This window comes from Streptomyces paromomycinus (genome assembly GCF_003865155.1).
Taxonomy (GTDB): Bacteria; Actinomycetota; Actinomycetes; order Streptomycetales; family Streptomycetaceae; genus Streptomyces; species Streptomyces chrestomyceticus.
Map to the genome: position 1 here is coordinate 8,763,879 of NZ_BHZD01000001.1, position 13,546 is coordinate 8,777,424.

Consider the following 13,546-nt stretch of genomic DNA (forward strand, 5'->3'; position numbering starts at 1 on the left):
CAGCCGTCTCGCACCTGTCCGCCGGTGGCCCTCAACCTACAGGTGAAAACGGTTTCCAATGGCGTGCTGTCACTCCAAAGGGGTCACCTCCCAGGTCAGGCGCACGCCCCCAGCACGTCCAGCAGCCGGTCGATCTCCGCCGGGGAGTTGTACGCGTGCAGGCTCACCCGGACCGAGTGCTGCCGCTCGCCCCCGCTGCCCTGGCAGAGACTGTCGGAACGGACCATGAAGCCGTGGTCGAACAGGGCGAAGCCGAGATCGCCCGAGTCGATGCCACGGTGCCGGAAGGTCACGATCCCCTGCCGCCGCTGGATGTCCGCGTCGGCCGCCAGACTGCGCCGGCAGCCCACGACCTCGTACGCGGGCAGGTGACGCAGCCCCTCGGTCAGGCGGGCGGCCAGCGCGGCCGCCCACCGCTCGACGCGGCCGGTGCCCACCGTGTCCAGCCAGTCGAACGCGGCCAGCAGGCTCCGGATGCCGGTGGTGTTGGGGCTGCCGTCCCACCCGCCGGGCACGAAGGCCGGGCCCCGCGCGTTACGGGCCCACACGGCACCGGAACCGGGCAGCGCCAGGGCCTTGTGCCCGGAGAAGACGGCGAAGTCCACGTCCAGGTCCGCCAGCGACACCGGGATGTGGCCCACGCTCTGCGCCGCGTCCAGGCAGATCGGCACGTCCGGGCCCACCGCCTGCCGGATGCGGTGCACGTTCATGTCACCGCCGTAGACATGATGGACGTGGGTGACCGCCACGAAGCGGGTCCGCGGCCCGGCCAGCGAGGCCAGCGCCGCCGGGTCGTAGTCGCCGGAACCCGCCTGGTACGGCATCGGGCGGACCCGTATCCGCAGACCCTGCCGGGCCAGCAGGTCCCGCACCTCCAGCCACGGGACGATGTTCGCCTGATGGTCGGCGAGCGGGACCACGATCTCGTCGCCGTCGGACAGGTGGCCGGCCAGCCAGTCGTGTGCGACGGCGCGCAGCCCCGCCGTCGCCCCGCTGACGAAGTGCACCCCGGACCGCTCCGGGTCCGGATCGCCGAGGAATTCCTTGATCCGCTGCCGGGTCTCCTCGACCAGTGCCGTGGTCCGGTTGGCCCAGGTGTAGGTGCCCCGCCCGGCGTTGGCGTTGCCGGTGGTGAGGTAGTGCTGCACGGCGTCCAGCACGGCCTGCGGCTTCTGCGTCGTGGCGGCGTTGTCCAGGTAGGCGAGTTGCGGGGCGCCCGTGATGATGGGGAACTGGGCGCGTACGCCGGTGTGCCAGGTGTGCAGTTCGTCCAGTGCCGCGGTGGCGGGCACGTTCGTCGTGGTCATCGGCCGTCACTCCCGTACCAGCGGGGCGTCCGCGTCGCGCCAGGCGATGATCCCGCCGCGCAGACTGCGGACATCGGGGTGGCCCATGCGGGCCAGCAGAGCGGCGTACTTGGCGGACTGCTCGCCGACCGGGCAGGCCAGCAGCACGGGCCGGCTCTTGCTGAACGGCATCCCGCCGCGCACCAGTTCACCGAAGAGCTCGTCGACGATGTTGACCGACCCGGCGATGTGCAGCGCGGTGTAGGCGAACGGGCTGCGCAGGTCCACGACGAGCGGCTGGTCCTGCTCGATCCACCGGCGGGCGTCCTCGACGCCGATGTCCGGTGCCCCGCGCACCTCGGCGTCGGAGAGGGCGGCGACGGAGTTCGGCTGCGGCGGCCGGCCCAGCAGCTCGGGCCGCCGCTGCCGTACGTACCCGAGATAGCTCTCGATGCGGTCGCACACGATGAACACGGCGGTCCGGCGCCCGTCCGGACGGTCCGGACCGGAGTCGGGGCCCGGCGCCGGGCGGCTGTCCAGCTCCCGCAGGTGCCGCACGGCACCGAAGTACGCGGCCCCGCTGGTCGGCCCGGCCAGGATGCCGCACCGCCGGGCCAGCGTCAGCATCCCGTCGATCGCCTCGTCGGCGGTGACGGAGGCGATCGTGCCGTACGTACCGGGGTCGAACAGGCCGACCTCCTGCACCTCGTCGATGGTACGGATGCCCGGCACGAAGTCCGCCTTGTGCGAGACCAGCCCGACCACCTCCACCCGGGGGTCGTGCTCCCGCAGCACCCGGGCCACCCCGGTGGACGAACCGGCCGTGCCCACACAGGCGATGAACCAGTCCGGTGCCCGGCCGTCCAGGTCCTTGAGGATCTCCGGGCCGGTGCCCTCCACATGGGCCTGGGTGTTGCGGTCGTTGTAGTACTGGTCCGTGTAGAGGTACGCGCTGCCCGGCTCGGTGAGGGTCTGGTGGAAGGCCGTCAGCGGGTCGTCGGTATTGGTCGGGTCGAGGCACTCGGTCTGCCCCGGGAGCTCCTCGACCTCCGCGCCCAGCAGCAGGAGCAGATCCTTGATCTCCGGTATGCGCATCCGGTTCGTGACGGTCTTGAACGGCACCCCGTGCATCCCGGCGAGCACGGCCAGCGCCTTGGCCGTGTTGCCGCTGGACAGTTCGATGACGGTGCGGTCCTCGTCAGCGGCGGCGGACAGCCCCGGGCGCACCATGTTCCAGGCCGCCCGGTCCTTGACCGAACCGAACGGGTTGAGCATCTCCAGCTTCGCGTACAGATCGATGGTGCGCAGGCCGTGCACGGACGGATCGATGCGTACGAGCGGGGTGTTTCCGATGGCGTCGGTGATGCGCTCGAACCTCATGCAGGCCCTTTCGTCCGGCGGTTCACGTGCGGCCAGTACTGTTCGTCCAGGCACCAGTGCCAGGAGGCGTCCTCCCGGCCGGTGCCGTCGGCCGGCCCGTCCTGCCATACGGCGACCTTGCGGGCGACGGGGTGCTGCTGGGCCTCGTCGGCACTGAAGTCCATGCAGTACCCGGCGGTGTTCGCGAAAGCCAGCAGGTCCCCGGGGCGCGGCGCGCTCGGTAGGTGGACCGCGCGCCGCGTGATCATGTCCGCCTCCAGGCAGAGGTTGCCCGCGAGGTAGCAGGTCACCGGCCCGGCGTCCGGGGCGCCGCCCGGCGCGGCACGCGGGACGAGGACCGGGTCGACGAGGACGCCGTGCTCCTCCAGGCCGATGTCGTCGGCGTTGGCGTCCAGACGCACCAGGAGGGGGCCGGGGCCCGTTCGGCCGGCGGCCGCTGCCCGGTCGGCGTCGTCCGTACGGTCCGAGGGGTCCGTACGGTCCGAGAGGTCCGTACGGTCGTCCGTGGCTTCCCTGCGGTCTGAGGGGTCCGTACGGTCGTCCGCGGTTTCCCTGCGGTCCGTGGCTTCCCTGCGGTCCGAGAGCCCCGTACGGTCCGTGGCTTCCGTACGGCGCACCTCCAGCACCCGCGCCAGAGTGACCCCGCACTGGTCCACCAGCGCGCGCCCGGGCTCCGTGTGCAGCTCGTACAGGTTTTCCAGCAGCAGGGTGGCCAGCGGACGGCCCAGGGAAGGGGCGGGGAGCGAGAGGAGCGCGTCCAGGTACTGGGCACCGGCGGTCGGCCGGTGGGCCGGGTACAGCGCGAGGGCGCCGCGCAGTGTGCCGTTCTCGTTGCGCAGCCCGTAGGTGTGACGGCGCCAGGTCATGGGCGGGCGGGTGCCCAGCGCGGCGTTGGTCAGCTCCGTGGTGTACCGCTGCCACTGGGCGCCGTCGGCGAGGTAGTCGGTGCCGAAGCCGCCGCCGATGTCGACGGCGCGCGGGGTGAAGCCCCGGGCCCGGCACGTGTCCAGGGCCTTGACGCACCCTTCGAGCGCCACCGCCTTCTCGGCCGGGCTGGTCGTGTCGAGGTGGTAGCCCACACCGGTCAGCTCCACCGCGTCGCGGTGCCGTTCCACCGACTTCAGCAGGCCGTCCAGCTCCGCCTCCGCCGTGCCGAAACGGCTCTGCCGGGTCAGCAGCCGGACACCGGGGGTGCAGAAGCCGGAGAGCCGCAGCAGGATGCGGAGGCGGGGGAGACCGTAATCCCGTACCAGGGCGGCGAGTTCGTCCAGTTCCGCCGGGCTGTCGATGTTCACGGTGGTGCCGGAGCGGGCCGCCAGCCACAGGAACTCCGGGTTCTTCGGGCCGGTCGCCATGATGCGGTCCGGTACGAACCCGGAGCCCAGGGCGTGCTGGAGTTCGCCGAGGGAGGCGACGTCCACGGCGGCTTCCGTGGCGGCGAGCCGCCGTACCAGAGCGCTGGAACGGTTCGCCTTGTGCGCGAAGAAGATGCCGCCGCTGAGGTGGTGCCGACGGTAGACGGCCCGGAAGGCGGCCAGGTTCTCGGCTATGCGGTCCGGCAGCACCACGTTCAGCGGCGACCCGAGCCCGCCCGCGAGCGTATGGAGAAACGTCCTTGCGCGCAGCAGGGACGCCAGCCGGGACTCCAACCGCGGTTCGAGGTACAAGGGAACGTCCATACGCAATACTTCCCCCGGTACGGACCCCAGGCCACCTCATCCGCGGAACCGGCCGGGGCGGACCGGGCGCGGGCGCCGCCTCCCTGCGGTCTCCCCGCCACCTCACCGGCATCTCTCTGCCGCCGGCCCGCCGCCTGACCGCCGCTCCGCCCGCCGACCGGTCCGCCGCCGGTCACCCGGTGGCGGTACGCGACACCGTCAGATGCCGGACGCCGGACCGTACGGCCCAGAAGAAGACCGCGACCGCGAAGGCCGCCACGACCAGCGAGTCGTAGGGGGCCGGAAGCCGCGTGGAGCCCCCGAAGCTGCCCAGCCACGACAGCACGGTCAGCACCGCCAGGTACGTCACCAGCCAGGCACCGGTCCGCAGTTCGGCGAGCAGCGGCAGGCGCCGCCCGGCACCGTCCCGGTCGCCGACGGCGTCCGCCGCGCCGTTCCCGGAGCGCCGCATGGCCAGGAAGATCAGCAGTCCGGCGAGGACCAGCGGCAGCGCCAGGCGCAGGGTGTGCCACCCCGACCAGTACACGAACTCGCTGGCCACCACGAAGCTGACGGGCGCGATCCAGCGCAGGCCCGGCACCCAGCCGGTGGTGCTGCTCCCCGGGTCGGCGAGGAACACGGCGGCGGCGACCGCCGAGGCGCCGTAGATCAGCAGGTACATGTTGCCCATCACGCTCACGATGTCCTGCCAGCCGCCGAACGGCAGCAGAAAGATCACGATCACCGCGAGGTTGATCGCCAGCGCCCGGCGCGGCACCCCGAACCGCTCGTCGACCTTCATGAAGAACCGCGGGATCGTGCGGTTCTTGGCGAGCGCGTAGGTGTGCCGGGCGTTGATGGCCACGCCCACGTACGCCGAGCCGCCGGGGGAGATCACCGCGTCCGCGTACAGCAGGCTGGACAGCCAGTGCAGGTTGAGGATCAGCGCCAACTGCCCGAACGGGGACTCGAAGGAGACCCCCTTCCAGCCGCCGCCGAGCACACTCTCGGGGACCGTGAACAGGAACGCCACCTGGAGTGCCAGATACATGGCGACGGCCAGGGCGATGCCGGTGAGGACGGCGGCGGGGATGGTCTTGCGGGGGTTGCGGGCCTCGCCGGAGAAGTCCAGCGGCGCCTGGAAGCCGTTGACGGAGTAGACGATGCCGCCGCCGGCCAGCGCGGTCAGGCAGGCCGCGTACCCGTACGGCGCGAACCCGCCGTGGTCGGTCAGGCGCCCGTCGTGCCAGCCGGAGGCGATGAGCGCGATCACGGTGACCACCGGCACCGCGATCTTGAACACCGAGACCAGGTTGTTCAGCCGCGCGAACATCCGTACCGCGTACCAGTTCAGCGCCGTCAGGACCACGCTGAGCGCGGCGGCGACGCCCACCCCGGTCAGGGTCAGGGTGTGGCCGCTGTAGAGACCGGGCACGTAGTGCGCGGCGTACTGCATGATCGCGCTGATCTCGGCCGCGGTGCCGCCCACCGAGAGCAGCACCGACCAGCCCACCATGGTGCCGACCAGCCGGCCGCTGGCGAACAGCGGCCAGCGGACCGTACCGCCGCCCTCCGGCCGCGACGCGCCCAGTTCGATCATGACCAGGGCGACCAGGCCGCACAGCAGGCCCGCGCCGATCCAGGACAGCAGGGACGCGGGGCCCGCCGTCTGGGCCGCGTACAGGGCGGCGAACAGCCAGCCGGACCCCACGATGTTCGAGAACCCGATCGCGGTGAGCCCCCAGAACCCCAGGTCGCGGCGCAATCGGCGCTCCTGCGCCACCACGGGCGCACCGGCCTCGTCGACCTCACCCGTCACCTGACGTTCCGACACCGGACTTCCTCCCTGACGTCCCTACCGACGGCGCGCGCGGCCCGGACGCGGTGTGCGCCGGCGGATGCGTGCCCCTGCGGATTCTGCCGTTCCGGCGCGGTGCGGACGCACGTCACCACGCACGACGCGGCCTCGGGTGTCCGAAATGCCCGGTCGGGCGGGGAGGGCTCCGGCGGCAACCTCGGTGGCACGCCTGCCGGGAGGAAGGGAGATTACGACTGTGTGAAATCTACGTGCTGTTGTTCGAAACACCCCCTGATCGGGGGGCGCGGGACGGGGCGCGGACCACTGCGCCGCGCCCCGCCGCCCGCGGTCAGCTGCGCAGCGGGCCCTCGCACACGAAGGACGCGCTCCCGGCCCGGCCGTCGGACCAGACGTCCACGGCCCCGAAGAAGCAGTCCATGTCGGCGAGGTTGTCGGCCGCGGCACCGGCCCGCTCCAGCAGGAAGTAGTCGACGGTCTCCGACATGTCGGCGAAGACCCGGTCGGGGTTCCGGGCGTCGGAGAGGTTGGCGGTGATGCGGCCGGTGCAGGTGAAGCGGGCCCGGCCGCCCGTCTCGCCGCTGCCCGTGCAGGCGGGTGTGACGGAGGTGGCGGCGGCGAAGGCGGCCCGGACCTCGGACGCCTCGGCGAAGCGCAGCGAGGCGACCGGGTGGAAGGTGGTGCGGGGCACGTACAGGTCGCCGACCTCGGCGATCCGCGCGTCGAGGAACGCGTCGTACGCCCGCTGGAGCGCGCCGTCCGCGCCCAGCCTGCTCCGCCAGGCGTCGAACCCCTTCGGGTCGTCGGCGCGCTGATAGCCGTACATCTCGCGGATCAGTGACGGGCGCTGCTGCCACAGGAACTCGAAGAAGGTGCCGGCGTAGTGGTAGAAGCGGAAGCCGTCGCCGGTGTACGTGGCGTGCAGCAGCCGGTCGACGCTCATCCGGGGGCCGCCGCCCGCCGTGTCCGCGATGACGCCCTCGACCAGCGATTTGCGCACCCGGATTCCGTCGTCGCGGGTGCCCCCGGCGAAGAACTCGGCGGTGCCCTCGTCCATGGCCGTGGTGAGGTCGCCGGTGTACCAGGGCGCGTCACCGAAGCTGCCGGGAACGGCCCAGCGGCCGTTGAGGTAGTGGGTGTACTCGTGCCGGAACAGCTCTTCGAGGGTGAGGGTGGAGTCCTGCGGCACGCGCCGCTGGTACGTGTAGAAGGTCGCCCCGTTCTCGATGTAGACGCCGCCGTTGTCGGTGCCCATGCCGGTCAGCAGCGGGTGCATGATCTCGTACTCGGCACGGGAGGCGTACAGGTGGACGTGCAGCGTGGCGTTGGTGTCACCGGCCAGCGGCGTGTCCGCGCCGAGCACCCGGAAGAACTGGGCCCTGACCTTCTTGCTCGCGTAGTAGAGCTGGTCGACGGTGGTCCGGTCGAGTGCCGTACGGACTTCGAGGGCGCCCCGGTCGTAGGTGTACGTGTGCGGGAAGATCTCGTTCTCGATCTGCGGGAGGCAGACGCCGTACCGCGCGCAGACGCCGTAGTAGTTCAGCCAGCCCGCCACGCCGGCCCACGGAGCGCTGCGCCGGCCGAAGTTGCTCTCCGCGACGGTCAGCAGTGCGCCGAGGTCGCTGACGACGGCGGGCTTGAGGGCATCGATCTGCCCGAAGCGGCCGTACTCGCCCAGGGCGTCGCGCACCGTCCAGGCGTTCGCCGTCCCCTTCAGGTGGGTGTGCCCGGAGAAGGCGCGGAAGGCGGCGCGGTACGCGGCGTCGGCGGTGACGGCCGCCCGGAAGGCGGTGTCGTTGTTTCCGGGGTACACGCCGAGGTAGTTGACGGTGAGGGCGGCGAGCGCGGCACCGCCCCACGTCGGGTCCGTGGCGGTCGGCTTACCGGGCCCCATGGTGCCGAGCGTCCGCACTACCAGGGGAAGTTGGTGCTGGCGCAGCCCTGGCGCGCTTGCCGTGGTGAGGGCTTCGCGCAGCGTCTCGGCGTTGTGCCGGGTGGGCTCGAAGGTGCGGGCCGCGGTCCCGTACGCGGCGACGGCCGCCCGCATCGCCTCGACCGTGGGCGCGTCCGTCACATCGATCTCGCCGCGCGAGAAGTCGTGGTAGACGACGGCGTGCAGGTAGGTGAACAGCTCGTAGAGGTGGGTGGCGTCCGTCGCGTCGTGCCCCGGCGCGAGCGCGCCGATCCGGCGGGACACGGCCTGTACGTGCGCCCGCGACATCACGGGGGCGAGCCGTGCGTCCCAGGTCCAGATCAGGCCGCGCAGACAGCCCTCGGCGGTGACGGCCGGGTCGGTGAGGAAGTCCGTGAGGGCGTCCGGGGTGAGCCGGGCCAGCGCGTCCAGAGTGCAGGGGGCCGTGGCGCCCGGACGGTGGGGCGCGGCGGAAGCGGACCGCGCCAGGTCGCCGGGGGTGCGGCCCCGGGGAACGCGGCCGTTGCCGGGCGGCAGGTCCCGCGCCGCCGGATCGGGGGCGTCGGCGAACCGGTCGGCCCGGTCGGTGTCGCTGCCGTCCGCATCGTGGGCGGAGGCTGCCGTGGGGGAGGGCGCCGCGGAGGGGGCTGCCACCGTGGCAGCCGACGGCCGGGCGGGTGCCGCGCCTTGGGCGGCCTGGGCCGCGGGGAGGGCGATCCCCACCGACAGGACGGCGCTGAGCAGGCCCTTGCGCACAGTGCGTAACGGAAACACCGGCTGCTCCTGTGTAGAGGCGTACAGGGCGAGTGTGCACGCACGGCCGGTCAACTTGCTTGCGGGACATACGAGTTGACGTCACGTCAGGCCGTGGCGCGCCCCGTAACCTAGTAATGTGACATTGCACTGACAACCCGTCGGATACGCCTTTCGCTCCCTCGGCTGCTCAGCACACCCGCGCCGACCGCGCCCACAACGACCTGACGTGCCCCAGATGCCGTGCCATGCACGCCTGCGCCCCCGCGGCGTCACCTGCCAGCGCGAGGTCCAGCAGCTCCAGGTGCTCCTGCGCCGAAGGCAGCAGCTCGCCGCGCTCGTCGAGGCCGGTCAGCCCGTACAGGCGGGATCGTTTGCGCAGGTCACCCACGGTTTCCACGAGCCTCGCATTGCCCGAGAGCGCCAGGAACCCCAGGTGGAAACGGCGGTCCGCCTCCAGGTAGCCGATGAGGTCGTGGTCACGCGCGGCGGAGACGATTTCCTCGGCGAGCGGACGCAGCGCGGCCAGCTGGTCGCGCGGGGCCTGCTGCACCACCCGCCCCACGGTCGGCACCTCGATCAGCGCGCGGATCTCCGCGAACTGGTCGAGGTCGCGCTCGCTCACCTCGGTGACCCGGAACCCCTTGTTGCGTACCGGCTCGACCAGCCCCTCGCGCGTCAGGTCGAGCATCGCCTCCCGCACGGGAGTCGCCGAAATGCCGAACCCGGCGGCGAGCGCGGGGGCGGAGTGCACCGTGCCGGGGCGCAGTTCGCCGGCGATCAGCGCGGCACGCAGAGCATGGGCGGCCCGGTCGCGCAGCCGCTCCTGTCCGGTGATCGGTCCGAGATGCTTCACATCGCCCCCTGGGTGGCCCCCTCGCGGGGGGCTCCGTACCGGCGCCGGACAGGAGGCCAGCGTACAAGGGGACGCGCCGGGGACGGGTGGTGACGGCGGCGCGGCCGCGTCAACTCGCCGCCGTCGAGCAGTCGTAGAGGGAGCCCAGGGGGCCCGAGCGGTCGCCGGACGAGGTGGCGGGAGCCGGTTCGCCGCCGTACGCCCGCGGATCGACCTTCCGGCAGTGGGCGCGTACCCAGGCGTCGATCTTCTCGTTCTCGGTGGCGGGAGCGCCGGTGTCCGCCACACCCTGGCTGCTCCGGTCCTGAGGGTAGAGCAGGGCGAAGCGCAGCTTGCCCGATGCGACGAGCCGCCGGTACTCGCCGAGGGTGACGGACGGGACCTGACCGGAGGCGCCGCCCAGGGGCAGTACGGGCAGGCCCGTCGCGAGGATGCCCCGGGACCGGGCCCAGCCCGGGCCCGAGGAGAGCGTGTACGCCGCCGGGCCGTTGTGCTCCTGTACGTAGTCGAGGAGGCGTCGCTGCGCCGGGGAGAGGCGCTGTTGGCTGCTGGAGGTGGAGGGCTGCGGAGGGCCGTCGGACGGAGAGACCCGGCTCGGGGAACCGGGGCCGTCCGGTCCCGCGTGGGCGTCGAACGCCGAGCCCGCGTACCGCGTGTCCAGCACGGAGAGCGACCAGGTGGCCGGTGCGGCGAACATGGCGAGGCAGCCGACGGCGAGACCGATGGCGGGGAGCCGGTGGCGGCGCGCCTTTCCGCGGAGGACGAGTGCCGTGCTGCCGAGGAGTGCCGCCGTCACGATGAGGGGCGGGAGCCACGGCGCGAAGCCGGGGTGGTGCAGGACGAGAACGACGGCCCAGGCGGCTTGGACGGCGATGGTGGCGGGAAGCGCGGTACGGAGGAGACGGGTGCTGCCGTCCGCCCGGTGGGCACGCCACAAGACCGCGATCCCGGCTGCGGACAGGGCCGCGAGGGCGGGGGCGAGGGCCGCCGCATAGGCCGTGTGCGGTACGGGCGTGACGCTCAGCACCGCCGCCGTGGTCAGCAGCCACGTGCCCCACAACACCCACCCGGCACGCGTACGCACCGTACGGGGCCGTTCGCGGCGGAGGAGGCCGAAGGCGAGACCGATGAGTGCGAGCGGGTAGAGCCAGCCGATCTGCGCCGCCAGACGGACGGTGAGCAGCTTGTGCCAGGCATAGTTCCCCGCGTCCGAGCCGGAGACGGCCCGGGGGTTGCCGTTGGCCGCGGCGGTGCCGGTGCCGCTGGTTCCGCCGGTGCCGCCGCTCTTCGCGCCGCGGGCCTGGCTGATCGCTGCGCCTGTCCGGGCCCCGGCGCCGTCCGGCTTCCCGAGCCTGCCGAAGCCGTTGTACTCGAAGACCATCGACGATGCGCTGTTGTTCGTCGTGCCGTCGGCGTAGGGGCGGGTGTCCTTCGGGGTGAAGGTCATCATCAGGGCCCAGGACAGGGAGACGGCGGTCATGACGGTGGTGGCGGTGAGCAGGCGGGCCAGGCGCCTGCGCAGGGTGACGGGGGCGGTGGTGAGGTAGGCGAGGGCGAGGGCGGGAGCGATGAGCCAGGCTTGGAGCATTTTGGCCTGGAAGGCCAGGCCCACCCAGACGGCGGCGAGCAGCAGCGGGCCCAGGCGGCCGGTGTACAGGGCCTTGTGGCCTTGGTCGGCTGCCAGCAGCAGGCACATGATCAGGGCCGCGTCGGGGATGGCGTGGCCGAACAGGGAGGCGGTGACGGGGGTGAGGGTGAACAGGGCGGCGGCCAGGAGGCCGGCCGCGGGGCCCTGCCAGCGGCGTACGACGCGGAAGAGGACCAGGGCGCTGATGACGCCTTCGAGGCACTGGGGCAGGGTCAGGGCCCAGTCGTGGAAGCCGAAGAGGCGGGCGGAGAGGGCCTGCGGCCACAGGAAACCGCCGATCTTGTCCAGGGTGAGGGTGGCGGCCGGGTCGTAGGCCGTGAACAGGAAGGCTTTCCAGCTCTCGGTCATGCTGCGGGCGGCGACCGAGTAGTACGGGGCCAGACCGCTACTGGTGATGTTCCAGGCGTACAGCAGCCCGGCCAGGGCAGCGATGCCGAGCAGGACGGGGCGCGCCCAGGGAGGCTGGCCTTCGGGGGAGCGCCAGAACTCGACGCGACGACGCGGCCGTCGGGGCGAGGCGATACACGCAAGTGCGGTCGTGGTGGCGGACGGTTCGCAAGGGGAGGGGGAGGCCGGGAACGCGGGCATGGTGGAGGAAGGCTCTCTGGGCGCGGGCGCGGACAAGGCGGAGTCGGCGGACGACGGAGACAAGCTGGGCGGGCGGCAGGTGTGGAGGGACACCCGCCTCCCGTTCGGGTGAGCGTGTTCCGTGCCGATGGTGATGCTCTGTTGCGCGCCGGACGAGAGGCTATTGACCGTGGATTGTCCGGGAGTTGACCGGGCAGCTCGGCGGAGCGCCGGGCACCGTTTCCCGGACAATGCGGAGTGCGGACGGAGGCGTCCTACGCGCCGGAGCGGCCGTCCTCCCCGGGCGGTGTGCTGTCGCCCGCAGGGCGCCGTTCCGTGTCCGGCCGGCGGACGGTGAGTTCGGCGACGGCGCCGCCGTCGGGAGCGTTGGAGAAGCGCAGGGTCGTACCGAGGACACGCGCCTGCCCGACGGCGATCGTCAGCCCGAGGCCGTGCCCGCCGCCCTTGCGGCCCTTCCCGGGCCGGGTACGGAAGCGCTGCGGGCCCTCGGCGAGCAGCTCGTCGGGGTAACCGTCGCCGTGGTCGCGCACCGTGACGACCGGCCCGTCGACGGTCAGGACCACCGGCGGACGGCCGTGCTTGTGCGCGTTGGCGACGAGATTGCCCAGGACGCGCTCCAGCCGCCGCTGGTCGGTCTCCACCCGGCAGTCGCGTACCACCCGGACCTCCGCCGTGAGCCCGGTGGCCCGTACCGCGCGCTCGGCCAGCGGCCCCAGCCGGTGCACGTCGAGATCGGCGCGCTCCACCTCCGCGTCCAGCCGGGAGATCTCCAGCAGGTCCTCGGTCAGCCGCCGCATGGCCTGGACGCGCTCCTGCACCATCTCGGTGGGCCGCCCGGCGGGCAGCAGCTCGGCGGCCGCGTGCAGACCGGTGAGCGGGGTGCGCAGCTCATGGGCGACATCGGCGGTGAACCGCTGTTCGCTGTGCAGCTTGCTCTGCAGGCTCGCGGCCATCGCGTCGAGCGCGGCGGCCACGGCGGCGGTCTCGTCCCGCGCGTACCCCGGGCACTGTGCGCGGGGATCGTCCACCCGCGCGTCGAGGTCGCCGTCGCTGATCCGGCGCGCCACCTGCGCGGTGCGGTGCAGCCGCCGGGTGACGCTCCTGGTGGCGTAGATGCCGACGATGAGCGTCAAGGTGATGGCGACGGCCGACGACCCGATGATGGCCTGGTCCAGCCCGCGGATGACCACCGCCCGCTGGCTGTAGTCCTGGCCGACGGCCAGCACCCGGCCGTCGGCGGGGGTCACCGCCCACATCGTCGGGCGGCCGTCGCGCTCGCCGAGCTGGGTACCGCGCTCACCCCGCCGCGCCATGTCGCGCAGCGCGGGCGGCAGGCCCGGCGGGTCCAGGCCCGCGTCACGGCTGAGCGGTTCTCCGGCGACGTATGTCTCGACCACCGAGTCCAGCCGGTCCAGGGCAGCGTTCCGGGCCTGCTCCTCGCTCTGCCGGCTGACCAGGACGTGGACCAGCACGCCGAGGACCGCGGCCAGGAAGCAGCACATCACCATGATGAACAGCGCGGCCTTCCACCGCAGCGTCGCCGTCCAGGACGGCAGCCGCCACCGGTGCCTACGCGCCCCCGCCGTACCGGCGCTCACCGTACGGCCCGCCGGGACCGGTGCTGCCCGGGGAGTGGCCGTGAGCGGGGG

The 13,546-nt window shown here is 72.7% G+C and carries 8 protein-coding genes; all 8 read right to left on the bottom strand.

The genetic code is table 11. The features are described 5' to 3' along the window. Window positions 1-95 precede the first annotated feature (95 nt). Window positions 96-1,307 (bottom strand): aminotransferase class V-fold PLP-dependent enzyme, encoded by a 1,212-nt coding sequence (locus OEIGOIKO_RS37170; RefSeq protein WP_125057718.1) that lies wholly within the window; start codon window positions 1,305-1,307, stop codon window positions 96-98. A 6-nt stretch (window positions 1,308-1,313) separates the two neighbouring features. After that, window positions 1,314-2,666 (bottom strand): pyridoxal-phosphate dependent enzyme, encoded by a 1,353-nt coding sequence (locus OEIGOIKO_RS37175; protein ID WP_125057719.1) that lies wholly within the window; start codon window positions 2,664-2,666, stop codon window positions 1,314-1,316. Next, window positions 2,663-4,345: a type III PLP-dependent enzyme domain-containing protein gene (locus tag OEIGOIKO_RS43310; protein WP_246177800.1), complete on the bottom strand. Its 1,683-nt coding sequence runs from the start codon at window positions 4,343-4,345 to the stop codon at window positions 2,663-2,665. Before OEIGOIKO_RS43310 ends, OEIGOIKO_RS37175 begins: the two co-directional genes overlap by 4 nt. Window positions 4,346-4,517: 172 nt before the next feature. Then, entirely contained in the window at window positions 4,518-6,158 is a 1,641-nt protein-coding gene (locus OEIGOIKO_RS37190) for an APC family permease (protein WP_371859002.1), read from the bottom strand. Window positions 6,159-6,471: 313 nt separating this feature from the next. Next, window positions 6,472-8,826 carry a collagenase gene (locus OEIGOIKO_RS37195; RefSeq protein ID WP_125057720.1) on the bottom strand — a complete coding sequence of 785 codons (2,355 nt, stop codon included), beginning with the start codon at window positions 8,824-8,826 and terminating at the stop codon, window positions 6,472-6,474. Between the two features lie 169 nt (window positions 8,827-8,995). Further along, the gene (locus tag OEIGOIKO_RS37200) at window positions 8,996-9,661 is read right to left on the bottom strand and encodes a GntR family transcriptional regulator (protein WP_125057721.1); all 666 of its coding nucleotides are present in this window, start codon (window positions 9,659-9,661) and stop codon (window positions 8,996-8,998) included. A gap of 109 nt (window positions 9,662-9,770) precedes the next feature. Beyond that, window positions 9,771-11,897, bottom strand: a complete 2,127-nt coding sequence (locus OEIGOIKO_RS37205; protein WP_125057722.1) for an ArnT family glycosyltransferase — start codon at window positions 11,895-11,897, stop codon at window positions 9,771-9,773. A gap of 254 nt (window positions 11,898-12,151) precedes the next feature. After that, window positions 12,152-13,495 (bottom strand): sensor histidine kinase, encoded by a 1,344-nt coding sequence (locus OEIGOIKO_RS37210; RefSeq protein WP_125057723.1) that lies wholly within the window; start codon window positions 13,493-13,495, stop codon window positions 12,152-12,154. Window positions 13,496-13,546: the final 51 nt, after the last annotated feature.

Coding starts and splice junctions, on each gene's coding strand:
- OEIGOIKO_RS37170 (WP_125057718.1), bottom strand. CDS start 1,307: ATGACCACGACGAACGTGCCCGCCACCGCGGCACTGGACGAACTGCAC.
- OEIGOIKO_RS37175 (WP_125057719.1), bottom strand. CDS start 2,666: ATGAGGTTCGAGCGCATCACCGACGCCATCGGAAACACCCCGCTCGTA.
- OEIGOIKO_RS43310 (WP_246177800.1), bottom strand. CDS start 4,345: ATGGACGTTCCCTTGTACCTCGAACCGCGGTTGGAGTCCCGGCTGGCG.
- OEIGOIKO_RS37205 (WP_125057722.1), bottom strand. CDS start 11,897: ATGCCCGCGTTCCCGGCCTCCCCCTCCCCTTGCGAACCGTCCGCCACC.